Source organism: Reichenbachiella ulvae, assembly GCF_025833875.1.
Taxonomy (GTDB): domain Bacteria; phylum Bacteroidota; class Bacteroidia; order Cytophagales; family Cyclobacteriaceae; genus Reichenbachiella; species Reichenbachiella ulvae.
This window is the reverse complement of record NZ_JAOYOD010000001.1, coordinates 1,176,344-1,201,017: the sequence shown is the minus strand read 5'-3', so window position 1 is coordinate 1,201,017 and position 24,674 is coordinate 1,176,344. Positions and strand designations below refer to the sequence as shown.

25 protein-coding genes are annotated in these 24,674 nt (G+C 43.1%); 15 read left to right on the top strand and 10 right to left on the bottom strand.

Features of this window, described 5'->3' with window-relative positions; genetic code table 11:
* Positions 1-257 precede the first annotated feature (257 nt).
* Positions 258-1,139 (top strand): hypothetical protein, encoded by an 882-nt coding sequence (locus N7U62_RS04715; RefSeq protein ID WP_264136733.1) that lies wholly within the window; start codon positions 258-260, stop codon positions 1,137-1,139.
* 80 nt (positions 1,140-1,219) lie between these two features.
* Here N7U62_RS04715 and N7U62_RS04710 read toward each other — a convergent pair whose 3' ends face one another.
* The gene (locus N7U62_RS04710; protein WP_264136732.1) at positions 1,220-1,861 is read right to left on the bottom strand and encodes a hypothetical protein; all 642 of its coding nucleotides are present in this window, start codon (positions 1,859-1,861) and stop codon (positions 1,220-1,222) included.
* A gap of 149 nt (positions 1,862-2,010) precedes the next feature.
* On the opposite strand from N7U62_RS04710, the gene mltB reads away from it, so the two are divergent.
* On the top strand, positions 2,011-3,003 hold the full coding sequence (gene mltB, locus N7U62_RS04705) for a lytic murein transglycosylase B (RefSeq protein WP_264136731.1): 993 nt from the start codon (positions 2,011-2,013) through the stop codon (positions 3,001-3,003).
* A 131-nt stretch (positions 3,004-3,134) separates the two neighbouring features.
* On the opposite strand, the gene N7U62_RS04700 is transcribed toward mltB, so the two are convergent.
* Positions 3,135-3,731: a porin family protein gene (locus N7U62_RS04700; protein WP_264136730.1), complete on the bottom strand. Its 597-nt coding sequence runs from the start codon at positions 3,729-3,731 to the stop codon at positions 3,135-3,137.
* Between the two features lie 201 nt (positions 3,732-3,932).
* On the opposite strand from N7U62_RS04700, the gene N7U62_RS04695 reads away from it, so the two are divergent.
* The 3 genes from N7U62_RS04695 to N7U62_RS04685 all read left to right on the top strand — a co-directional run bounded on the left by N7U62_RS04695 (position 3,933) and on the right by N7U62_RS04685 (position 8,213).
* Positions 3,933-4,505 (top strand): TonB-dependent receptor domain-containing protein, encoded by a 573-nt coding sequence (locus tag N7U62_RS04695; protein WP_264136729.1) that lies wholly within the window; start codon positions 3,933-3,935, stop codon positions 4,503-4,505.
* 113 nt (positions 4,506-4,618) lie between these two features.
* On the top strand, positions 4,619-5,746 hold the full coding sequence (locus tag N7U62_RS04690; protein ID WP_264136728.1) for an AraC family transcriptional regulator: 1,128 nt from the start codon (positions 4,619-4,621) through the stop codon (positions 5,744-5,746).
* A gap of 121 nt (positions 5,747-5,867) precedes the next feature.
* Positions 5,868-8,213 carry a TonB-dependent receptor gene (locus N7U62_RS04685; RefSeq protein ID WP_264136727.1) on the top strand — a complete coding sequence of 782 codons (2,346 nt, stop codon included), beginning with the start codon at positions 5,868-5,870 and terminating at the stop codon, positions 8,211-8,213.
* A 77-nt stretch (positions 8,214-8,290) separates the two neighbouring features.
* On the opposite strand, the gene N7U62_RS04680 is transcribed toward N7U62_RS04685, so the two are convergent.
* The 4 genes from N7U62_RS04680 to N7U62_RS04665 are packed head-to-tail and all read right to left on the bottom strand — an operon-like array spanning position 8,291 to position 10,929.
* A complete protein-coding gene (locus N7U62_RS04680) occupies positions 8,291-8,803 on the bottom strand; it encodes a tetratricopeptide repeat protein (RefSeq protein WP_264136726.1) in 513 nt (170 codons plus the stop codon).
* A gap of 10 nt (positions 8,804-8,813) precedes the next feature.
* Positions 8,814-9,518, bottom strand: a complete 705-nt coding sequence (gene prfH / locus N7U62_RS04675; protein ID WP_264136725.1) for a peptide chain release factor H — start codon at positions 9,516-9,518, stop codon at positions 8,814-8,816.
* A gap of 4 nt (positions 9,519-9,522) precedes the next feature.
* Positions 9,523-10,338, bottom strand: coding sequence for an RtcB family protein (locus tag N7U62_RS04670; protein WP_264136724.1), 816 nt, complete (start codon positions 10,336-10,338; stop codon positions 9,523-9,525).
* 12 nt (positions 10,339-10,350) lie between these two features.
* Positions 10,351-10,929 (bottom strand): RtcB family protein, encoded by a 579-nt coding sequence (locus tag N7U62_RS04665; RefSeq protein ID WP_264136723.1) that lies wholly within the window; start codon positions 10,927-10,929, stop codon positions 10,351-10,353.
* Between the two features lie 439 nt (positions 10,930-11,368).
* Between N7U62_RS04665 and N7U62_RS04660 the strand changes: the two genes are divergently transcribed.
* The 8 genes from N7U62_RS04660 to N7U62_RS04625 all read left to right on the top strand — a co-directional run bounded on the left by N7U62_RS04660 (position 11,369) and on the right by N7U62_RS04625 (position 18,077).
* Positions 11,369-11,986 (top strand): hypothetical protein, encoded by a 618-nt coding sequence (locus N7U62_RS04660; RefSeq protein WP_264136722.1) that lies wholly within the window; start codon positions 11,369-11,371, stop codon positions 11,984-11,986.
* Entirely contained in the window at positions 11,983-12,276 is a 294-nt protein-coding gene (locus tag N7U62_RS04655; RefSeq protein WP_264136721.1) for a winged helix-turn-helix domain-containing protein, read from the top strand. The genes N7U62_RS04660 and N7U62_RS04655 overlap by 4 nt, the downstream gene beginning before the upstream one ends.
* A 51-nt stretch (positions 12,277-12,327) precedes the next feature.
* A complete protein-coding gene (gene creD / locus N7U62_RS04650) occupies positions 12,328-13,668 on the top strand; it encodes a cell envelope integrity protein CreD (protein WP_264136720.1) in 1,341 nt (446 codons plus the stop codon).
* A 73-nt stretch (positions 13,669-13,741) separates the two neighbouring features.
* Entirely contained in the window at positions 13,742-14,173 is a 432-nt protein-coding gene (locus tag N7U62_RS04645) for a VanZ family protein (protein ID WP_264136719.1), read from the top strand.
* Positions 14,174-14,275: 102 nt separating this feature from the next.
* On the top strand, positions 14,276-15,181 hold the full coding sequence (locus tag N7U62_RS04640) for an NAD-dependent epimerase/dehydratase family protein (protein WP_264136718.1): 906 nt from the start codon (positions 14,276-14,278) through the stop codon (positions 15,179-15,181).
* A gap of 200 nt (positions 15,182-15,381) precedes the next feature.
* Positions 15,382-16,440: a nickel-binding protein gene (locus N7U62_RS04635; protein WP_264136717.1), complete on the top strand. Its 1,059-nt coding sequence runs from the start codon at positions 15,382-15,384 to the stop codon at positions 16,438-16,440.
* A 165-nt stretch (positions 16,441-16,605) separates the two neighbouring features.
* Positions 16,606-17,520, top strand: a complete 915-nt coding sequence (locus N7U62_RS04630; RefSeq protein ID WP_264136716.1) for a carbon-nitrogen hydrolase family protein — start codon at positions 16,606-16,608, stop codon at positions 17,518-17,520.
* A gap of 11 nt (positions 17,521-17,531) precedes the next feature.
* Positions 17,532-18,077: a DinB family protein gene (locus N7U62_RS04625; RefSeq protein ID WP_264136715.1), complete on the top strand. Its 546-nt coding sequence runs from the start codon at positions 17,532-17,534 to the stop codon at positions 18,075-18,077.
* A gap of 31 nt (positions 18,078-18,108) precedes the next feature.
* Here N7U62_RS04625 and N7U62_RS04620 read toward each other — a convergent pair whose 3' ends face one another.
* Both N7U62_RS04620 and N7U62_RS04615 read right to left on the bottom strand, forming a co-directional pair.
* Positions 18,109-19,527 (bottom strand): protein adenylyltransferase SelO, encoded by a 1,419-nt coding sequence (locus tag N7U62_RS04620; protein ID WP_264136714.1) that lies wholly within the window; start codon positions 19,525-19,527, stop codon positions 18,109-18,111.
* 49 nt (positions 19,528-19,576) lie between these two features.
* Positions 19,577-19,840, bottom strand: coding sequence for a hypothetical protein (locus N7U62_RS04615; protein ID WP_264136713.1), 264 nt, complete (start codon positions 19,838-19,840; stop codon positions 19,577-19,579).
* A 125-nt stretch (positions 19,841-19,965) separates the two neighbouring features.
* Here N7U62_RS04615 and N7U62_RS04610 point away from each other — a divergent pair, with 125 nt between their 5' ends.
* Together N7U62_RS04610 and N7U62_RS04605 are read left to right on the top strand one after the other, a co-directional pair.
* On the top strand, positions 19,966-20,661 hold the full coding sequence (locus tag N7U62_RS04610) for a DNA-binding domain-containing protein (protein WP_264136712.1): 696 nt from the start codon (positions 19,966-19,968) through the stop codon (positions 20,659-20,661).
* 305 nt (positions 20,662-20,966) lie between these two features.
* Positions 20,967-21,197 carry a hypothetical protein gene (locus tag N7U62_RS04605; RefSeq protein ID WP_264136711.1) on the top strand — a complete coding sequence of 77 codons (231 nt, stop codon included), beginning with the start codon at positions 20,967-20,969 and terminating at the stop codon, positions 21,195-21,197.
* A gap of 15 nt (positions 21,198-21,212) precedes the next feature.
* Here the strand turns inward: N7U62_RS04605 and N7U62_RS04600 are convergent, their stop codons facing one another.
* Together N7U62_RS04600 and N7U62_RS04595 are read right to left on the bottom strand one after the other, a co-directional pair.
* Entirely contained in the window at positions 21,213-22,094 is an 882-nt protein-coding gene (locus N7U62_RS04600; protein ID WP_264136710.1) for a transglutaminase family protein, read from the bottom strand.
* A complete protein-coding gene (locus tag N7U62_RS04595) occupies positions 22,091-24,640 on the bottom strand; it encodes a circularly permuted type 2 ATP-grasp protein (RefSeq protein WP_264136709.1) in 2,550 nt (849 codons plus the stop codon). The genes N7U62_RS04600 and N7U62_RS04595 overlap by 4 nt, the downstream gene beginning before the upstream one ends.
* Positions 24,641-24,674 lie beyond the last annotated feature (34 nt).

Below are 24,674 nucleotides of genomic sequence, written 5' to 3'. Positions count from 1 at the left end.
AGATGTTTAATAAATCCCGATTTATACAGTAGCAAAATCGGAGTTATTGGTTAATCAGTTATTACGTTAATAGGATGATTGTATTCATTCAGAATCTGCATGAATGCTTATTCACCAATTCAGTTAGTTTAAGTCGATTGAGACTAAAACTATAGGTAGCTGTTTTTTTGTCTAATAACTCAATAACAAGTATCTATTAACTCCTGAATTTCATAATTCAGGTTAAACGACTAGCAATGGGATTCATGGGCTTTGGTATGAGAAAAGGTACGGACGCAAGACAGTCTAGAAAGGTCTTTTCCAAACTAAAAAGTAAGTATGCCGAGGGTATCGATTTGCCCAGTTCTAACATCAAATGGGTAGTAGACCCACCCGAGTCATTTGAGACGCACTCCTACTTACCTTTCTATCAAACACGAGACTATCGAATCATTAAGTATTCGGCCATTGCATTGATTGGCGTCTTAGTTTTGTGGTCGATTTTTATCGATAAACATTATCGTCAATTCCAACAGCGTCAATTTGAAGAAAGTGGATTTGCCATGCTGTATCAAGAAGATTTGACTTACTTCAATCAGTTGTTTGAATACATGGAAAGCAACAGTGACAAGATCATTTCATTGCAATACCAAAGTCATTCGAATGACTTTGATCTTTCCTTGAAGCACCCTGATGCTGAATTTAATCCTAATGACTTTGAACAAAAAATAGCTTCATTCGATGGACGATGGGAAGGTGAAAGACTCGTAAACAATGATAGCATTTACCTCCAGGCACTTTGTCTTTCTTCATATGGGACTACTAATTATTATCCTACGAATTGGATCTATCGGTTGCATCATGTTCAAATGAACCAAATTCCACATTCAGTTATCAACTATCTCAATCTGTCAAACGATATACTCAATGGCTGCATCAAGTCTTCAAAATACCAAACCAACTTTTATGTAGACTATGAGGGAATTACTACACCCTTCAAACATCCGGATTTTGGTTATTACAGGCTGATCTTTTCAAAGTATCCGCCTCAGAGTTATCAATTCAAAAAACGAGGAGAGGCCTACGAAGTACGAGTTGGACAATTAACAGAAGGCGTCTATTGGACCAAGGAGGTTAAGGTAGAAAAAAGCAATTCTTAGTCAATAGGCTATTCAAATTAACTTGTTGCTTTTTAACCTAAAAGATGACCCAATAAACTATCATCGCCTACTTATTACTATTAATACTTCAAGACCCAAACCTCATCCCCATAACCAGTTAATGATTCGGAAGCCACTTCTGCTTGATCTCTGGTACCATAGTCAGCCAGCGATACACCGAAAAAGGGCAACTCATTAAAGTTGTGCTCTACGAGTTTTACATTCTCTCCTTCTTTGGACAATTTTTTGGCATAATCTAGCGCTAAGTCATCGTCCACACAACTAGAGACGATCACATAGAATCGCTGAGTCGGTGTAGTCACAGACTCGATCTCGCCTGCAGCTCGTCGTTCCTCCTGTGCTGCCAGTTCCTGGAGTTTCGCACTGATCAGTGCCAATTGATCCTTTGGGTAGGTCTCCTTAGACAATATCGCAGAGGCCTTTGTATATAGGGATTGGGCTGTCTCCCACTGCTCTGCTTCGAACGCCTCATCAGCACTAGCAATCAACTTTTCGTATTTCGCCTTGTTTTGAGCCGCTTTCTTCTTTTTTTCTTCCTCTGCTTTCTTTCGAGCGACTTGCTCTAATCGCGCTTTTTCCTTGGCTTCCTGTTCCGGCTTATACATGAAACCATACCAGGCACCAACCAAAACTGCCAGGACCAAAATGATGATAAGAAATACTACTACGGGTTTACTTTTTTGATTAGATGGATCAATCATTGCGTTCGTTTAGGATTAAACAAGTTACAAATCTATGATTTTGTGCGGAACCATCTATATGCAACACAAATGAATAGCTCTTAGCCGCTCATCAAGCTAATTCTTATAGTTCTTACTATTTTCGCCGGATGAAACACCTGCATTGGATTTTGAAAAAAATTACGACAGTCCTACTTTTTATATTCACACTTTTGATAGCTCAGTCCGGAATGGCACAGGTTGATCAGGAGGAAGTAGCTGATTTCACACGAGTGATTGCCTATCAGCAGAAGAAGCCCTTGGCCAGCTTTGAAAACATCATGAGTCAGGCGGAATATGTTCCCGAAATCATAGAAAAGATTTCTAAACCAGCAGAGAAGACCATCAGCTGGGAGCGCTATCGTGGCATCTTCATGACCTCTGAGCGAATAGCCGCTGGAGTAAAATTTTGGAATGAAAACGAAGTAGTGCTGAATCAGGTAAGCCAGGAATCCGGGGTATCGATTGAAGCTATAGTCGGTATTATCGGTGTGGAAACCTATTTTGGTCAGCGTATGGGCAGCTATCGCGTACTGGATGCCCTCTACACCCTAGGCTTTGGATATCCCAGACGTGCTTCTTTCTTCAAGGCTGAATTAGGAAAGTTCCTGGAGTTATGTGAGCAGGAAGGATTGGATCCACTATCCATCAAGGGCTCCTATGCAGGTGCTATGGGCTATGGACAGTTCATGCCTAGCAGTTATTTGGCCTATGCCAAGAGCTACGATCAGGACTCAGGGGCCGATCTTATGAATGAGGTCAATGATGGGATCGCCAGTGTAGCCAACTATCTCAAAGTACACCGATGGAAAGAAGGCCAATCAATAGCCGCAAAAGCAAATAAGATGGAAGGAGCAGAATCACTCTCGCCCCAATCGTCAAAGCCATCAAAATCCACCTCTTACTATACTGAGAGAGGCTATGAGACTCTAGCACCCATGGATGATACTGAATTGGTTTCTTTACAACAGATGGAAATGGAAGATGGAAGTCATGAGTATTGGTTGACCGCCTACAACTTCTACGTGATTACCCGCTACAATCATAGTCCACTCTATGCCTTAGCGGTATATCAGTTGGGGGAAGCCATCAAATCGGCCAGAGAAGAAAAGGAGACAGAATAGAAAATTACCCAGGCACTGAGTTTAAAGGGAACGTCTAGGTGATGTGCCTTATTCTTAATTCATTTTCAATCAACTGAATCATACCAAAATATCATTTGATAATAAGTAATTGAATTTTAGTTCAATAATAGCTAAAGAATAATATTGAAGCCCAAAATTGAACCTAAATTATCTGTAAAATAGGGATCATTAAATCTGGAATCAGGTGCTACGCGCAACCTGTGATATCCGAAACTCAAATCCACATAAATATTTTCATTCAAAGAGTACGTAATTCCTATATCGCCACCATAAATTTTGTATGAATTCTTATCATCTCCGTCTATGTTATTGTATTCAGTGATTTTCGCCCCTATTCCTGCGTCTATTTGAGCGAAAGGTTTCCATCTTTTCTGACCAAAATAATACCTTAGGAAGGTTTCGAAAAACCAGGTTTTATCAATCATTTCATTACTTCCATATTGTTCATTCCGATACTCTAAGGGTAGAGCTATACCAAAAGCAAAATTATCTGACCAAAAGTAACCTATAGTAGGTGTTACTTGGATTTGAGTTATCTTGACATCTAGATATCTGCTCCCCCTGCTGGTGTTTTGTATATTGGTCAACATATTTGACTCACCACCAAACATCCATTTTTTGTGTTCTATTTTTTGTCCGATAACTTCTGAATTGGTAGATAATAGTAAAACAAAAATGAGAGGAAGGGTCAGTTTATGAAAAAGCATGATTAAATAATAATTTTAATAATGCGAAGATAAGGTTTAGATTCAATTTAGCCACACAAGATAACGTTCATAAAAATCTTTTGATTATCGATTTTTATGTATTGTTTCTTCTAGCACTCTGCTTATTATAAGTAATGCTGTTATCGCACATAGAGACACTAACAGAACTTATGGGCTCAAAGCACATCCATACTGACCACCTTGGGAAGTTCACACCCAAGACTGCTGGTGAATGCCGCCTTGTGGGCCTTGTATCTGGAACAGGAGTTCGTCTATGTAGGCGACGCAGGTGTGGTAGATCCTAGTGGCCAAACCCGCCGCATGGGTGTAGACCTGGGATTGAGATGGCAGCTGCTAGATTGGCTCTACTATAGCCAGGATGTGAACTATGCTTATGCACGCGCTTTTTCCATGCCATCAGGCGAAGATTACATTCCCCTGGCGCCAGATTGGACGGCTGTCGGTACTTTGAGTATTTCTGGACGCAGTGATTGGCTCGGTAGCATCCAGTATCGCTACCTCAACCATCGACCCGCCAATGAGGACAACACCATCGTGGCAGAAGGTTATACCATCGTAGATGCGAATCTTGGCTATCAATTCCAATACTTCGATCTCGGCATCAACGTCCAAAACCTCCTAAACACCAAATGGAAAGAAACCCAGTTTGCCACCGAATCCCGATTATTCGACGAGCCAACTAGTGTAGAAGAAATCCACTATACTCCAGGCACTCCTTTCTTTATCAAAGGGGTACTGAGGGTGAAACTATGAATTGCTTCTAGATGACTCTATTTGCCTGTTCAGTTCCACATTTAATTTAACTGTAGGCTAAGATGTCAATTCGATTTTTTCTATTTTTCAGGAATTAGTAATCGTCTTTCCACATGGACTTCATTTTTAGTATCGGCATATTTGCTTGCCTTTTCTTTTTTATTCTTCTTATCAATAAGAAAAATAAGTCCATTCCTGATCATATACTAGCGATCTGGATGTTGGCGATTGCTCTACATTTGACCAGCACTTACATTAATATATTGGGCTATTGGGAGTTGTACCCCCATTTAATAGGTATCACTGTGCCATTCCCGTTTTTCTATGGGCCCATGCTTTACCTGTATATCCAATATTCTATTCAGGATTATTCTCAATTCAAGTTCCTTGATTACTTGCACTTTTTACCGATAGCCTTGTCATATGGCTATATGGTTCCCTTCTTTTTTACTTATACTGAAGAGGAAAAGCGATTGGTGGATCAGGGCCTTGTCAATGACTTTGGACTTTTCTCACAGCTCATGGTATTTGCTTTTATCCTTTCTGGCTTATCATATTCGATCTTATCATATCGCAAATTGAATAAACATGAGCAACTCATCGCTGACAACTTTTCTAATTCTGAAAACCTCGATCTGAATTGGCTCAAAAGCTTCATTTGGGGTATTGCTTTATTATTTATTACAGTCACATTGGTATTAATCGCTAAGGAAGTGATTGAGGTGCCTTTTCCATTTTACCCAGATTTGATATTCTATGCAATGCTAGTAGGCGCGATACTCATGTTGGGATATTACGGTATACGACATCAACATATCTTTACTGATCATGAGGTGATTGATTTAAAATCAATGTCTAATAATGCATACCAAAAATCCAATCTGAAGGAGGAACTAGCAGGAGATAAACATGAACAACTAATCACACTCATGAAGGAGGAAAAGCCCTATCTGGCCCCTACCCTTACCTTAAGCGATCTCGCCGAGCAACTAGACCTATCATCGCATCACCTCTCCCAAATCATCAATCAATTCGAGCAACAAAATTTCAATGACTTTGTCAACAAATATCGTGTCGAGGAATTCATCCAGCGAGCGCACAAAGACAGTCATTTTAGTTTTCTGGCGCTGGCGCTGGATTCAGGCTTCAATTCCAAATCAACTTTCAATGCGGTATTCAGAAAGCAGAAAGGCGTGACACCTTCTCAATATATGAGCGCTCAAATGAAGAAAGCATCCTAACTCCAAGCGAAAAAAGTCACTTTAAAGCCCATTTAGAGGTCTGAGATTATAAATCTGGTCGATTTAGGTCTGTCTATTGTTTCCCTTTGATCCATCATAAACACAAAATCAAAGGAAAACCATGAAAACTCTAATCATCTCTACGCTACTCGTTTTTAGCTTACTCAATCCACTTCAGTCTCAGACACTGAGTCAAAGCATCCAGGGCAAAATCATAGATCACAGTACAGAAGAAGCACTCTTTGGCGCTACGATAATGCTTATAGGTTCTGATCCATTGTTGGGTACAATATCTACCATAGATGGAAGCTTCCGATTAGAAAATGTACCCGTAGGCAGGCAAAGTTTAGAAATCAGAATGATAGGCTATGAGTCCTATCAGGTCAATGAAATACTGGTAAGTTCAGCCAAATCACTTGAGCTCGAAATAGCACTGACGCCAGCTATCACTTCTTTGGAAGAGGTCACGGTGACCTACCAGGCGGCCAAAGAAAAGGCCATCAATGAAATGTCCCTGATCAGTAGCAGGCAATTTACGGTGGATGAGACCCAGCGATACGCAGGCGGGCTCAACGACCCTGCTCGATTAGTATCGGCATTTGCGGGTGTGGCCTCTCCCTCTATCAGTAGCAATGGCATCTCTATACGCGGCAATAGTCCTGGAGGCCTGCTTTGGCGCGTAGAAGGGGTAGAAACTCCGAGTCCCAATCACTTTGCGAATCTCACCCTGGCAGGTGCTGGCGCATTGACCGTGCTTAGTAGTCAAGTGATGGGCAACAGCGATTTTTACACCGGCGCTTTTCCTGCAGAATATGGCAATGCCAGCTCAGGGGTTTTCGACATTAACCTTAGGTCCGGAAATACTTCTAACCGCGAACATACCATTCAAGCCGGGGTATTGGGAGTAGAATTTGCTACAGAAGGCCCAATGAATAAAGCCAAAGGATCCAGCTATTTGATCAATTACCGCTACTCCTCTTTGGGCTTAATTGCTCCCTTCCTCCCCAGTGATGCCGGGATTTTGAAATATCAAGACCTTCTTTACAAGCTAAAAATGCCTACCCAAAAGGCTGGTCAGTTTTCACTTTGGGGAATGGCAGCCTATGATGCCATCGATATGGAAGCTCAGGATTCTACCGAATGGATTTCCAAGGCGGACAGAGAAAACTCTCAAACCCACATGCATCTATTCGCATCTGGCCTCAATCATAAAATCAATCTGGGATCAAAAACTAAGTTGGAAAGTGCCCTGGCCATTTCGGGCAATGGACTATCATTCGAGGAACAATATGTCGATGATCAGCTGATCAGCAATCCGCAATCCTATGCCCAGAAGAATGAGTACAAGATCACCCTTCAGTCGATAGTCACCTCCTATATCAGTGAAAGACACATGCACCGAAGCGGTTTTTATATCAATCATTTGAGACATGACCTGCAAGTAGACGATGCTCCCAGCGTAGACCTGGGGCCCGAAACCATAATCAAAGATCAGGGGCATGCCATGCACTATCAGCTATTTAGTCAGTCGCAATTCCAGTTATCCAATGGATTTAAAATCAATGCAGGCTTGCATTTACAATATTTTGAATTGAACGAAAACTTCAGCCTGGAGCCCAGGTTATCCATACAATATGACCTCAGTGTCAAATCTAGCCTTTCTCTGGCCTATGGACTTCATAGCAAAATAGAACCACTCAGCTTGTATTTCATCAAAAATGACGAAGGCTCAATGCCCAACCAAGACTTAGACCTAATGAAATCTCACCATCTGGTATTCTCTTTTTCGACGCAAATCAGTGAACATCTTCACCTGACTATCGAACCTTACTACCAATATCTGACCCAAGTGCCTGTTGCGCCGGACAGCTATATATCTACCCTCAATATCAGCAACAATCTATTTTTCAATGAAACGCTGGTCAACGATGGAAATGGCCGTAACATGGGCATTGATTTGAGTCTCGAGCGCTATCTACACAATGGATTTTATTATCTAATCAGCGCATCCCTTTTTGACTCCAAATACACCGCAGCAGATGGTATCGAACGCAACACCAGGTTCAACAAAAACTATGTAGGCAACATCGTCTTGGGCAAGGAATGGCAAATGGGCAAAAACAGCAATAACACTCTTGGCACCAGTATCCGAATCAACTATCTAGGAGGCAATAGAAAGGAATCCATAGACGAAGAAAGTTCTCTAATTGCTCAGGATGTAATATATGGAGAGCGTGATGGTGAGTTATCTTTCAGTCAAAAGCAAAAAGATCTTCCGATTGTTTCATTCACGCTTTCTTATCGAAAAAACAAAGCACGTTATTCCTCGGTTTGGTCCCTCCAGGTAATCAATGCCACTCAGACTGAAGAATTTTCAGCCGATATTTTCAACCAGGCAACCCAAAGAGTAGAAAGCCAATACACTGCAACCCTAATCCCTAACCTGAGCTACAAAATTGAGTTTTAATTTAAACTCTAACAGGTATATTATTGGAGTCTTTCCTCTTGAGAAAGGCAACCCTCTCTCCAAGCATTTGAAAGCTATTAAGCCATGTGATATTGCACGTGGCTTAATAATCGCTCCTTTTTCTCTATCCGCTCCAGTTCCCCCTCCAAAAACTCGATATAGTTCGAATCATAGCTTTCTGATATAGCTTCGTGTAAGAGCGTTTTGGCCAATTGATAGTCCTTTCTCAATTCAAAGATCAAGGCTTTCAATCGTAACCACTCTGGAAATATCACTCCCTTAAGCCCAACAGCATAAGCTATCAGGCGAAGAGCATCATCAAAACGCTTCGTTCGGATCATAAGCCAGGCCAAACTTTCGCAAGTCTGAATATTTTCAGGGTCAGCAGCCATTGCCAACTGAAAATAGCTCTCTGCGATATCAAACTTCTGAAACTGCTCCATATAAACCCTACCCATCAGATAGTTGGCACCTGCATGCTCTGCATCATAGCTCAAGGCATAATTCAGGTTTTCCAACACTTCTGTGAAGTTATAATCATAGTCATCCAGTGCCTTTAAATAGTACTGATCTGCTAATGTGATTGACATAATCTTAATTTTAGTATTCTAATCGCCTGATGGAAACCTGCTTATCAGATTTCCTTTGGCTTTTGTATTTCTTACTTTCATAATTGGATTTAAAATCACTTCCCTTAAAGACCCTGATAGGATTTCCCCTATCCAGTGCATCATGATTTTCCCAACTTTCCCTGATCTGTTCTTTGAACTGATCCATGTTTTTCTTTTCTAACAAAAGAGCTAGTCGTCTCAAAGCCTCTTTCTTGTTTTGGATTTGTGATCTATGATTTGATTCAAAGACCATCAAACTTGTAGGCCGATGTATAGCTCTAACAGCCGTACTTACTTTGTTCACATGTTGACCACCAGGTCCACTGGAGCGAGTAAAATCAAACCTTACCTCACGCTCATCAAAAACTAAAGAGCCATTAACATTCATCAATTTGATGCCTATAAACCAATTCTTACGCTTATGATGTCTTCTGTAATGACTTTGTCCAATCCATTGAATAGTACCAATCCACTGGCTTAAAAATTGATCCAGATTATTACCCACCAATTGTAGACTTGCAGATCGTAGGGTTCCATTTTCATCTCCCTTGACTCGATCCAAAACTGTTGTTTTAATACTCGTGGTTTTTGCTTCATCCATCAGGTATTTCAGCACCTGAGCCACCACCCAACAGCATTCTGCAGGTCCTCGACCGGAAGTTATTTGTATGATTCGTTTATCGATGTACTTCATTTCATTATCCTTTATCCATTCTAACCATCATAGGCTTGAATTCACCAATGATATCTACCAGCTCTTTTTGACTGGCCATGACTTCATCTATATTCTTATAAGCGATAGGTGCTTCATCTACACCCCCACCAATCAAGGTTACCCTCTCTTGACTCAAGTATTTGTTTAATGCGCTTTTCGTATAGCAATTCTTCACTTTAGATCTAGACATTTTGCGTCCTGCTCCATGTGAGGCACTGTTGAGACTGGAAGCTTCTCCCTTTCCACGAACGATATACCCATTAGTCGCCATTGATCCCGGAATGATCCCCAACTCTCCCTTCGCTGCTGGTGTAGCACCTTTACGATGAACAATCACTTCTTCTCCATTTGGTCCTTTTTCCCGCCAGGCGAAGTTGTGGTGATTTTCCACTGTCAGTATGGAATCCAAACCTAGATAGTGACTCAAATGATAATGAATCTGATCATGACAAGCTTTGGCATAATCACCAGCCAGATTCATCGACAACCAATACTCCCGACCTGCATCAGAGTTCATGTCTAACCATGCCAAATGCTGAACATGCTTAGGCAACAAACAATCCTTTTGAGCCAAATCAGTGTAGTGCCTCGCCACTGTAGCACCCAATCCTCGAGAACCCGAATGAGACAATAGACCTAAGTATTCACCACCAGGATATCCTAATTCATTACCCTCGTAAAGTCTAACTGAACCGAACTCGACAAAGTGATTACCTGAGCCAGACGTACCGAGCTGTTGAACCGCTTTGCCATGGAGTTGCTTGAGTAATGGAGTCTCTGAGAAAACAGGACTGTCCAAAACCTCGTGCTCTTAAATGATGTTCAAACTACCTCCTGATCCAAAATTGGTTCTTTCCTTGAGAGCCAGCTTGAATTGATAACTGTTCCTCGTCAAATATTTCGGGTTCACATCAAATAGGCTTAAACTCATCCGACAGCCAATATCGACACCTACACCATAAGGTATGACAGCATTCTGGGTAGCCAGAACACCTCCTATCGGCAGTCCATAGCCGATATGAGCATCTGGCATAAGTGCACCATATACTGCTATAGGTAGACGCATGGCCCATTCCATCTGCTGGCATGCATTGCTCATTATGTGTTGCCTTCCAAAAACTCGAAATGGCTCAGCTTCTTCCTTTAATTGAATCTCTTGTTTGATTTCTTCATGATCTTGATCCAAAAAGTATTCTGCAAGCTTGCTCCACACGAAATCATTCAGAAATTGCTCGGGTTCATTCTTAACCACGGACAAAATCTGAAGTTTTTCTTCTTTCGAAGAGTGTTTTAAATGTTTGGATGTAATATCCAGAGCCATGCTTTTTTCTTTACTTGTGTAGTAAGCAATGGCTTTGAGGTCTTTTCCTCTTAATTTATGATTGCCCATTATTACAATAATTAGCACCATGCCAATCAGCAAATACTATAATGGCATGGACAACCCCTCTAAATCAATAGAGTGATCTTTGATTAAAATATAATTGTGATTTGTGTCTAGGGTTGTCCCAAAATACAGGACATAAAAAAAACCCGACCTAAATGGACCGGGCAGAATATACAATCAGCTGCTGACTATTTCAGCCCGGGATTTATTTCGATATGTAATCTATTCTGCACCAACATAATTTCTTGTGTTTGAAATGAGACACAAAAGTAGTTGCTCTAAGAATTAAAAAGCAACACTTTTATCATTTTTCTAAGGTTCATAGACCATCTATCATACTATTCTAAAGTGTACTTTTTTAGATACTTTAACAAACTAACTCCCCCATTCCTCTAGGTTTTTTCAAATTATTTCCACTACTTTGAGTTTCAAAGTACTTTTTATGGAGAAGCAAAAATACCTCGAAGACTTACAAGACATCAAATCGATCATGGATCGATCCTCTCGTTTTATATCCTTGAGTGGAATGTCTGGCGTGGCAGCTGGAGTAGTCGCCTTGATCGGTGCTTACCTGGCCTATCAGACCGTGTATACTGGGCAAGATTACCTGAGCTATCGTAGGGCAGAGATGACTCAGGTAAACCTGATCCTATTAATTGGAATTGCTTGCGGCGTACTAGCCCTTTCGTTGATCGGTGGTTTATACTTCACTCAAAAGAAAGCGAAAAAAGCCAACCTCAAACTTTGGGACAATCAAGCCAAACGTTTAGTGATTAACCTAATGATCCCTTTGGCAACAGGCGGCCTGGTTTGCCTGATTGTTTTGTCCAAGGGCTTTATCGGTTTTGTAGCGCCATTCACCTTGATCTTCTATGGTTTGGGTCTGGTCAATGCCAGTAAATATACCCTTTCAGAGATCAGAAGTTTGGGTATCATGCAGATAGCCTTGGGCTTGATTGGCTGTCAATACATTGGCTTTGGACTGATTCTATGGGCACTGGGTTTTGGTGTATTGCATATAGTCTATGGTATCGTCATGTATAAAAAGTACGAAGCGTGAAAGACATCCTACAAGATCTCAATAAGGCTTTCGAAAACAAGGTCCGTCTCGGAATCATGTCCGCACTGGTGGTCAATGATGCCATGGACTTCAATAGTCTGAAAGATCTACTAGGCGTAACTGACGGAAACTTGGCCTCTCACATCAAGTCCCTCAGCACCAAAGACTATATCTCTGTACACAAAGAATTTTTAAACAATAAACCCCATACCCAATATGCCGCTACCCCACTTGGAAAAGACGCCTTTGTCAAGCACATCAAGGCTATAGAACAACTTTTGAAGAACTAAAAAAATTTACTCAATCACTTTGTATTTCAAAGTGCTTTTAAACCAATAGTTATGAACACACAAAAATCCTTATTCGAAACCATTGCCAGTTGGATCAAGCACTCTATTATGCTAAAACTATCCATCGTTGGCATTCTAATCTTGATACTGCTGATTCCAACCACGATGATTCAATCCATCATAGACGAACGTGAACAAATGAACCGTATGGCGACTGAAGAGGTGAGCTCCAAGTGGGCCAACGAGCAATTGATTAACGGTCCGATCTTGACTATTCCTCTCTCCTACGAGCGAGAAAACAAAGAGGAAATTGAGGTATGGGAGGAATACCTACATATTCTTCCTGAATCGCTAAATATCAATGGTTCAGTTGACCCTGAAAAGCTAAAAAGAGGGATTTATGAAATCGTAGTGTACAAATCTCAGCTCGTACTCAATGGAGACTTCATCACCCATGCGAAATTCGACCGAAAGGACTTGAAGCAAATCCACTTGGATCAGGCGTTTCTGACCATTGGCATCTCTGATCTCAGAGGAATCGAAGATGAAATCAACCTCTCCTGGAACGAACAAAAGTTAAAGGCTACACCAGGTACTCGAATACCCGAGCTCATCTCAACCGGTGTGACCATAGAACTACCGGAGATTAGTTTCATTGATAGTGCTATAGTAGATTTTAAATTCGACCTCAAACTTCAGGGAAGTCAAAATATGTCTTTCGTGCCGCTCGGCAGCACTACCAACGTGGCCCTTACTTCTCCCTGGCCTTCTCCTAGCTTCAATGGGGATTTCTTACCAGACGAAAGAACCGTAGGCGATAAGGGCTTTGAGGCCAACTGGAAAATCCTACAACTCAACAGAAACTTCCCTCAAAGCTGGATGGGCAACAGAGCCAAAAACCAATTGGCCACTGCTCTATTCGGAGTAGACCTGATGCTTCCTCTGGATGACTATCAAAAAGCTACAAGATCAGCCAAATACGCCATTATGACGATTGCGCTATCTTTCTTGGTTTTCTTCCTGGTAGAGATCATCAATGGACGTAAAATTCACCCTTTTCAATATACGCTTGTAGGACTCTCACTCTGTTTGTTCTATATCCTACTGATATCCATTTCGGAGCACTCCAATTTCAACCTGGCTTACCTGATTTCTTCTATAGCCGTCATCGCTATGATCTTCTTGTACTCGTTCAGTGTATTTCGATCGTCTAAACTATCTGCTTTACTCAGTGCTATCTTGATAGGTCTTTACGGCTTCTTATTCGTTACTCTTCAGATGGCAGATTACGCCTTATTGATGGGCAGCATCGGTCTTACAGCCATACTGGCCTTGACTATGTACTTTACCAGAAATATTGATTGGTACCAAATCAACCAAAAATCTGAATAGTTAATCCAAACCATTTGCTTTTGGCCATTGGCATCCCACAAGCCAATGGCTAATAACCAAAAGTTATAAAAACATGAAATCAAAAATCACATCTTACTTCCCTCCTTTAGCCTTCTTCCTTTTCATTCTCTGGATGGTCTGGTCGGCGGATACCAATCATAAGAACTTCATCATGGACATCGGGCACAGCGTTCCTTTTGGAGATAAGATTGGGCACTTTCTGCTGTTTGGGATTCTCGCGCTATTGATGAATACAGCCTTGAAGTTCAGAAAAACAAATCTCAAGTATCGCACCTTTCACCTGGGTTCACTACTGGTATTTGCTTTTGCGGCTATCGAGGAATGTAGCCAACTCGCCTTTCAATCTCGAACCTTCGATCTGGTAGATGTATTGTTCGACTTATTAGGAATTGGGCTGTTGTCTTCTATTTCCTTTAGACGGTATTTGGTCTATCAATTGAGACGTTGGGTTGATTACCTATCAATGAGCTTGCAAGTGGATTGAAGTCTTTAAGGATCTTTCTAGTTCGAAAACCATTACGAAAGACTCAGGTTATTGGCCGACTAATAGCAGGCTTTATATCTTTGACCCAAGACGAATACAGACATGAGCAAGAAGAGAATATTTTTTACTGGTGGGGCGGGCAAAGCAGGTAAGCATGTGGTCCCCTATTTGTTAGATCAGGGATACAGGGTAATGAATGTGGATCTGAAACCGCTGGATCATCCTGGAGTAGACAATTTGATCGCTGACATTACTGATTCGGGACAGATGTTCAATGCGATGAGCTCCTATGCAGGACTGGACGAATTGGAAGGTGGCAAGGGCACGCCTCCTTTTGATGCTGTCGTACACTTCGCTGCAGTCCCTCGAATCCTTATCAACCCTGACAATGAAACCTTCCGAGTCAATACCATCGGCACGTACAATGTAATAGAAGCTGCTGTCAAACTCGGAATCAAGAAAGTCATCATTGCTTCGTCGGAAACCACCTATGGCTTGTGCTTTTCGGATGGACAGACGGATCCTCATGTCCTGCCATTGGAGGAAGACTATGATGTAGACCCCATGGACAGCTACGGACTGTCCAAGGTGGTGAATGAAAAAACAGCTCGCAGCTTCCAGCGTCGATCAGGCATTGATATCTATGCTTTGCGCATCGGCAATGTGATCGAGCCGCACGAATACGAAGAGCTGTTTCCCCATTATTTCAAGCACCCGGAGGTTCGTCGTAGAAATGCCTTCTGCTATATCGATGCGCGAGACCTGGGACAGATTGTGGATTTGTGTATCCAGAAGGATGGTCTGGGCTATGAGGTTTTCAATGCTGGCAATGACCACAATGGTGCCGTCCTGCCCAACAAAGAATTGATCGAAAGGTTCTTCCCTGGTGTACCTCTGTCTCGTGAATTAGAAGAACATGAAGCCCTGTTTTCTAATCGAAAGATCAGAGAAGTACTGGGATTCAAGGAGCAGCACAATTGGCGCAACCACCTCAAGTGGGACGAATAATGCCATACAAACAAGTCACGAAATGAACCAATATTCGCAGACCGATTAAGAGAATTGATGATTTTTTATCAGATAGGCTGCTTGCAGATTCATGTATAGACAATTGTGCAATAGGCAGGTTTAAATTTCTTAAATCTCAGTTTTTCTTCGTATTTTAAATAAGCATCAATTGCTAACACCAGAACCTAAAGAGACTCAACATGCCCTTATTCATGGATATTCATACGGTAGATTCTGATCAGTTTACTGCTGAGGATGTGGTCAAGGCACATATGGAAGACCTGGCTGTTCAGGATCGCTTTGACGTAAAACAGTTGAAATACTGGGTCAATGAAAAGGCCAAAACCATCTTTTGTCTGATGGAGGGTCCAGACAAAGAAGCTTGCAATCAGGTACATCTTCAATCCCACGGCAACACTGCATGCAACATCATAGAGGTATCTGACGATGAATATCAATTATTTATGGGACAAGGTTCGGATATCAATGATTTGGCCACAAGAGATGGCGGTGGTTTAGACCCTGGTTATCGGACTATTCTATTGGTTAAAATTGTTCGATTCGAAAAGACAGCGTCCGATTTTGACAAAAAGCTGAACCAAGCCATTCGTCAGTACAATGGCCGAATCATTCGTGAGCCGAATGCCTACACTATGGTGACCTTTCACCTGGCCAATGATGCGATGGCCTGTGCTATGACTATTCATGATCAACTGGAGGCTCATTGTGGTCATTTGGAATACAGCTTGGCCATCATCAGTGGTAGGCCGGTAGACGAAGAAGGTGATACGTTTTTTGAAGAGACGAAACGCACGGCCAAGGGGCTTTGTGCTCTTGGTTTGCACAATCAACTGTATCTTGACAAAATCACCCAGGATTTATGTGACAAAGAATCCTCCCCAGAAAAGCCATTTACCCTATTAAATCAAAGTGAAATTTCCTTTTTGTTATTGCTTCACCAAACCATAGAGAACAGATTGAATCAAAGTGATTTCACTACCGAGGAGCTATTTACTGAACTAAGCATGAGTAAATCTCAAGCCAATCGTAAAATCAAGAATCTGACTGATCGATCACCCAATCAGATCATTCAAGAGGTCCGTTTACTCCATGCCATTAATTGGATGACTGACACAGGCAAAACGATGGCCGAAATTGCCTATGAGTCAGGCTTCAATAGTCCCACCTACTTTTCACGCTTGTTCAAAAAGCGATTTGGCCTATCCCCTACTGCCTTTATGGCTGAATCAATCAAGTGAAAAACAACTCTGACCTCATCTCTTTTCACAATATTTCTTATCTACTTCTCCACTAGCATCGAACAGAATCAATTGTGACAGTATATGGGTCAATTGTGAATCATACCGCTTACTGATTTCTTCATCTTTGTATCATAAGGTTTGAAAGTCCACTAAAAGATACAAATGATGAAGAAGATAAAAGTAGCCGCCGCACAACTCACTCCTGTGTTTTTGAACAAGGAGAAAACTGTTATCAAAGCTTGTGAAGCTATCCTGGAAGCAGGAAAAAATGGGGCACATTTGATTGTGTTTCCTGAAGCATTCATTTCCGGATATCCGGATTGGGTATGGACGGTTGCCAATGGCAAAAGCGCTGAATTGAATGAGCTATACTTAAAATTGGTAGAAAATGCTGTTTCTGTCTCAGATCATGCCACAGACAAACTTTGTCAGGCTGCCAAAGAGGCTCAGATCAGTGTAGTGATAGGAATGAACGAAAAAAATAGTGAAACAAGTAGTAGCAGCCTATTCAATAGCCTCCTTTTCATCAATGATCAAGGCGTCATCACAGGTAAGCATCGCAAGATCATGCCCACAGGTGGCGAGCGTACCGTTTGGGCGCAGGGAGATGGATCTACCTTTCGATCCTACGACACTGCTGCAGGTAAAATCGCAGGCTTGATCTGTTGGGAAAACTACATGCCACTGGCCAGACAGGCGGTTTATGAAAGTGGTGCACAAATCCTGGCCGCTCCTACCTGGGACAAAAGCCCGAATTGGCTGCAATCCATGCAGCACAATGCCCGTGAAGGTGGAGTATTCTTAATCAGTACCTGTATGGCCATCAAAGTAGATGATATACCTGATGAATATGAATTCAAAAAGTACTATCCAGAAGGACGAGAATGGGTCAATCCGGGAAACAGTTGCATCATCGATCCCAAAGGCCAGATCATAGCAGGACCGTTGGAGGCAGAAGAAGGTATTCTTTATGCCGATATAGACCTCCATCAAATCATAGAAGCCAAACGCATGTTTGATGTAGTAGGACACTATTCCCGTCCTGATGTCTTCAATTTTTCACTCAATCACCACTAAACAAGATAACCATGTCATATCAAAACACAAGAGCCCAGGTACTCGCAGATCGTTTACTTGTAGGCTCCAATTCTCTTGCCACTCTAGCCAGAGAATTATCCGAAGAAGAATGGAACATGCCAGTCCATGGGGATGGCAGGAGCATCGGAGTTGTCATACACCACGTCGCACATGTCTATCCTTTGGAAATCGAATTAGCCCAAGTGCTGGCCTCTGGCAAAGCCATCACTGGTGCGACCAAGGAGGTAGTAGATCAAATGAATGCCGAACATGCTATAGAATTTGCAGAGGTTGACAAAGAAAGCACTATAGCACTACTACTCAAAAATAGTCAGGAGGCCGCTTCTGCTGTTCGCGCTTTTTCCAATGTGGAATTGGATCAGGCAGCCCTTGTATCTCTCAATTCCAATGCACCATTGACCGCCCAATTTTTCATTGAGGATCATGCATTGCGTCATAGCTATCATCACATGAGCAAGATTAAACAAACACTAGAACTATTCCCTATAAGCGTAAATCCCGAAGTGAATCATGGATTACACCAAAAGAGAAAATGACTTGAATTTCAAATCTGAAATATCGAATTCATCAAGTCCCGCAATAGGTCTGATACAAACGATCAAAGCCCTCAGGTACCTCTTGAAGGCTTTGGTCCTGGGCGTAAGGTTGGGAAAGCTTCTCTAGAAGATCATTGAAGGGTTTCATCTTGCCATCCACAGCTTCTTCCAGTGCTTGCTCTACCAGGTGATTGCGAGGGATTACGACTGGATTGTTTTCATCCATCAGCTGCAGTCCTTTTGGGACATCCCTTTCATGCGCCTCTTTCCATCTCTGTTTCCAGCTGATGAAACGCTCATCCTCTAGTAATGCCTTTTCTGTTATGGAATCATGGCGCAGCGAAACGAAGAAGTTGGTATAGTCGATCCTGTGCTCTGCCAATAGCTGCATTAGCTCCTGAACCAGCACGGCATCATCCGGTTTTTGTTGCGCTATGCCTAGTTTGTTGAGCATCATGGAGAAGTATCGCGCTCGGTACATCTCTGGAAATTCATTCAACACAGCCTCTACCCTTTCGATGGCCTTTTTCTCATCCTGATCCAATAGCGGCAACAGGGCATTGGCCAATACCGCCAGATTCCAGTGAACAATCCTGGGTTGGTTGCTATAGGCATAGCGTCCCTGACGGTCTATCGAACTAAAGACCGTGTCCGGATGATAGGCATTCATGAAAGCACAAGGTCCATAGTCGATGCTCTCTCCTGCTATGGAAGTATTATCGGTATTCATCACCCCATGTATGAAGCCCACACGCATCCAGTGGACCACCAGATCTATCTGACGATCGATCACGGACTGAAAGAATTTCATCGCGACATCTTCCTGTCCCACTAGCGATGGGTCATGACGCTGAATACTATAATCCAGCAACTGCTTGAGCTCTTCATCGGACCGGTAGACTCTGGCGAACTCAAAGGTCCCTACTCTGAGGTGACTCTTAGCGATTCGGGTCAGTATGGCCCCCTCATGTTGATATTCGCGTTGGACCTTCTCTCCTGATTTGACTACCGCCAAACTGCGGGTCGTAGGTATGCCCAAATGGTGCATGGCCTCACTGATCAGATACTCTCTCAGCATCGAATAGAGCGTAGCGCGTCCATCTCCCTTTCTGGAAAACAGCGTTCTGCCCGAGCCTTTGAGCTGCATATCATATCGCTGATCCTCTTTAACTATTTCTCCTAATAGGATCGCTCGACCGTCCCCCAACATGGTGAAATGCCCAAACTGATGCCCAGCGTAAGCCTGTGCGATGGGTTGACTGTCAGCTACGGCCATATTGCCCGAAAGCCAGGCCATGGCCTTTTTGGCATCTTGCCAATCAGCGGGCAAATCCAGATCAGCAGCCAACTGATGATTGTACACAAACATCTCTGGGGCCGCTACTGGCACGGGGGCTTGTTCGCTATAAAAGCTAGAAGGCAATTGATCGTGATAGCTATTCTCTAACATGGAGGGAGCAGTTTGAATGATGGGTGAATAAAATGATGCTTCGGTCTATCTATTCCTGATAGATGTGGATTTTAGACTCAGAGTAGAGATCATATACCGCCACCAAAGACTCTCTACCGGTCGATCCCTGATAGCGCTCGTAGCGGTTGATGGCCTGACGGTCTTCCGTGTATTCTGGCAGGTACTTTTCTTCGAAGGCATCCCAGACGATCAGCAGATAGGCATACGAAAGCTTACTCTCCCGTCCCTGTTCCAGCCATTCCTCAAAAACCTCTTCGCTCAGTGATTTTGGATAATCCGATCCGTCGAACATAATATGATTTAAAATGAAGTGGCAAGTTAGAAAGCTACTGCGAGGATGCAAAACGCCGTGCAGTAAGGAAGTTGCTTTCTTTCAAGATTCCCTATATTAGCTTCTATTGATCAACCTTTATTACCATGCCAATCAAGTATTTCCTACTGCCTAATTACCTAAACAAGGACAATAGTTATCACGCCAAGGTCAAAGACCAACGAACGAAAAACATCGAAGACCTGATCGATGAAATGATCGAATCTGGCAGTACCGTCACCAAAGCAGAAGCACTGGCTGTACTGGAAGAATACCACAGTGCGATCGAGAGAAGCATCTTATCTGGAGACAGCGTGTCCACACCACTCTTTCATATCAAATCCTCCATCACCGGTCGGTTCGATTCTGAAACTGACGCTTTCGATGCTTCGAGGCATCAAATCCGGCTCAATGTACAGGCCACCAAACCCTTTCACGAATTAACCAAACGTATCAAAACACAAAAGACCACCCATGAAGCCCCAGCTCCTACTCCCATGGATTTCAAGGACATGGAGTCCATGGTGGTCAATCAGATCCTCACAGCAGGAGGCGTAGCACAGATCAAAGGGAATAGGTTGAAAATAGATCCAGATGACAAGGAAGAGGGAGTTTTCCTCATGGATGAAAAGAAAAACACGATCCGAGTAGAGCAATACATACGAATCAAACCTAAAGAGCTCATCTTCATGATTCCAGAAAGACTAAAAGGAAAGAAATACACGATCGAGGTGCGTCACTATCCCCGAAGATCAAAAAAACTAAGGCGCGGCAAATTGGAACAAACGCTGCATCTAACCTAGAGCAATGGCTCTATGCACTAGTACATTGCAAGGCAATGCTTCTATGAGTACTAACTACACGCACCATGGATCGTACGATCCACGATCAATGGATCGACTGATCCACATACTATGGATCGAGCGATCCATAATCATCATAGTGATAAGGGTAGAGAATACAGAGCTAATAAGTCAATGATCACAGAGCCTTAGGGCTTATCTGATAATTGTTTTGAAGATTAAACCTCTGCTAGAACGTTTTCTAAAAGGATTTTAAGATCAGGCATGACTATTAAGCCCACCTAAATCAGTAAATAATCTGGTTTTTGGGTGTTTCATTTGGCCTTAAATCAAATGCGTTAAGAATTTCAGGGAGCGAAATGGTTAAAAAAATCATACTGTTTGAGCGCAGTGAGTTTATGATTTTTCAATGTAACGAACTGAAATTTAGTAATTTGATTTGCAGTCCCGGCGGGGAACCGCTTGACCTTTTTGCTTCGTTTTTGGGTCAAGCCAAAAATGAAGAGCCTGCTCGGCTTGAGAGCTTAAATCAATAAACAGGTAAGCCCTCCCTACAATTCCTCTGGTCTGCGTACATCCACACTCACCTTCATCTTTTGCTTGCCTACACTGTAGATGATGCCCTTGAGAGGGGTTACGTCTGCAAAATCCCGTCCTACTGCTACACGGATATGTTTGTCGTCTACCAGGAGATTGTTAGTAGCGTCAAACTCCACCCAATCGTGTCCGGGGATGTAAAGGGCGATCCAGGCATGAGAGGCATCGGCCCCTACCATCTTAGGCTTGCCCGGAGGGGGCAAAGTCTCGATGTATCCGCTGACATAGCGGGCCGCCAAGCCAATAGATCGCAGACAGGCCAGCGAAAAATGAGCATAGTCCTGACAAACCCCTTTCCGGGTGGCAAACACCACGGACACGGGGGTACTGATATCTGTAAAGCCCGGCGTAAAGCTGAAGTCCCGATAGATGCGGTCATTCAAATCCAGCATGGCCTCCATGATCGGCCTGCCGGGGGTAAAGGAAAGCAAAGTATATTCCTGCAAGCCCTCGAAAAATTCTACATGCTTGGATTGCAGATAGTACTGACGAATATCGTTGAGTGCCTGTGTGCTTCGCAACCAATCCCGCACTTCTTCCCATGGCTGTGTCTGACTCGGATTCAAAGACATCCAGGCCGGCGACCACAGATTGACCGTACTTTTGGCCGTCACGCTTAGCTTGGCATGTGATCGTTCTATGGAGAAATGCACCCTTTCATTCTCAAAAAAGTCCTGTTGTCTATCGAGATAATTCGGAGTAGGTATGATGATCTGCTCGTGCTCCTCTACCTGTTGAAATGCCAGATTCTTCGGTGTCTGTATCATGATGTTATGACAGAGCGAAGCAGCATTTTGATAAATGTAGTGGGTGATATGTGTGACTATATATTTCATATCTCCGGCAGTGAAACAGATTGAATCATACTGTAGCGGTTGTTGGTATGATTGAAATAGTTTTCATTTACGATAATAGAGGTCTCCCCTAATACTTTGATGATGTCGTCCAAAAAGGCCTCCAGCAAATAATGCTTATGGGTTTTGACATCCAGCATACAAAGCATATCCACCTCGCAAAGACGGATTTGTGTAATCGCGGCGAGTAGTTTCTTTCTCTCAGTTCCCAATTCTCGGGATTGACCAAATTCCTGGGCGGACATATTTTGCAGATGCTCGTCGATCTTCAGCACCTGATAGATCAGCGATCTGGGATTGGATTCATTCACCAACAGCAGGGTCAGCACCGCACTTAATTCCAGATTGGATCTATATCGGTAGCGATAGGTCACCAGACTCTCATTGCATCTGAGGGTATCCTCCAGCAGTGACTTGTTAGTCTCCGCATCAAAACTCTTGCAGAGCATGCTTTTCAGCACCAGACAGGTATTGGTGGCAGATTCGATGAATCGACCGATATTCAAGAGATGCCAGGTCGATTCGCGGGTCATGTTATCGATATTGAGCCCATAGAAGGCCATCATCTTGATGACCATCTGATCCAACCCGTGATAGACATCCGTCAGCGTCGCATCCGAAATGCGCATTTGATTCAGTTCCTCGGAGACACTGTCCAGAATCCTCCAGGTATCCAGACTCAATCTATCCCTTACGGCAAAACCATTGGAGATGAACGACTGAATAGAATGTGCCAGAGTCCCCAGTCGAGACACATCCAGTGTCAGGGACATCAGCTCCTTCTCTGGATTCTTCAATACTTTTTTATCAGTAAACCCTGGCAGGGTTCCTGTCAGATGCGACAAGCTTTTGAGCAGGGTAGATAGCACAGGATCCTCGGTCACATGGATATCCTCATCGGCCTCATTGTAAGTCAGCAGGGTCATACGCATCAGTCGCACCGTATAGGCAGACCGCTCCATGTACCTACCCAGCCAGAAGAGATGCTCCCCTGTCCTACTTGGCAAAATACTGGAAAGTTGCGCCTGGGGCTTCATGATAGCAGGCTGATCTCTATTGATCACTTCATTGCCCTTACCCAGCACCCAGGTGTCTTTGCTGATCCCACCTGTCTGGTTAGATACCATAAACACTCCTTGCTCAGGCGAACTACGAGACAGACCGCCCGGCATTACAGCGTATTTGTTATTCTCTACATCTGCCACGATGTAGCTTCTGAATACGGCGTTTCTAGCTACGAATTTATTGTCTACCCATGCAGGTGTGGTTGAGAAGTCGACACGCTCCTGCCCTACATAGAGATAAGGATTGGAATTGATCTTGGCGATCAACTGACTCTTTTCTTCCGAGCTCAGGTTGCCCCCATATACCGACTTATTTACTCCGTTTCTATATATACTTCTTATGATCAAATCATCAAAATGATCGATCACATATTGCTTTTCTCTTTCATGCCCACACCACCACGTGGCTACAGAGTTCAGGATCAATTCTTCGTTGAACACATGACGACATATCTTAGGAAGAAAGGCCATGAGTCCCGGATTTTCTAATATCCTCACCCCTAATGGATTAATGACCAGGACATTCTTCTGCCGTACGGCCTCCATCAGCCCTACCACACCCAAATGGGACTCGTTCATAAACTCTAGCGGGTCGCAATAGACATCATCTACCCGTCGGATGATCACATCTACCTTTTCGAGCCCCTTGATGGTTTTCAGCCATACATGACCATCACTCACTGTCAGATCCTCTCCGATAGCGAGCGTAAAGCCCATAAATGAGGAAATGTACGCATGCTCAAAATAAGTCTCATTGGTAGGTCCCGGGGATAGTAACACGATCCGCGGGTTGTCCCGGCTTCTCGACGATAGGTGTACCATCGAGTTTTTCAAAGTCTGATAGTAGGAAGTAATCTTCCGGACTTCATTTTCGCGCAAAACATCGGGGAATACCCGAGTCATGGCTGCCCGGTTTTCGAAAGTATAGCCCGCACCAGAGGGTGCATCGGTACGGTCATGCAGTACCCACATTTTGCCATTGGGTCCTCTCGCCAAATCTGCAGAATATTGGATCAACTGCTGCTCCCCTTCGAAATGCACTTTGTCCATTTGTCGAAGGAAGCCTTTGTGGTTGTAGATCAACTCGAAGGGGATCAAGCCTTCTTTGATCAACTTTCTCCCTCCATAGATATCTTTCAGAATGTAGTTGAGCAGCTCAGCGCGCTGTTCCAGACCTCTTTCGATCACAGACCAGTCCTCACTACCAAATACCATGGGTACCGGATCCAAATTCCAGGGACGATTCATCCCATCAGGATCACCATAGATATTGTAAGTCACCCCGTTTTCACGAAGCTGACGACTCACTTCTTCATGACTGGTCTCCAATTTCTGTGGCCCCACACGTTCATAATACTGGGCCAATTTCTCCCACTGGGGCGTAATCGTCCCATCCCTATTAACCAATTCATCTAAAAACTTAGAATGGTTCTCCTCTCTATCACGCAAATAAGACTTAATCATCAGTCATCAAGCTATTTAATTGTCGCTAAAATAC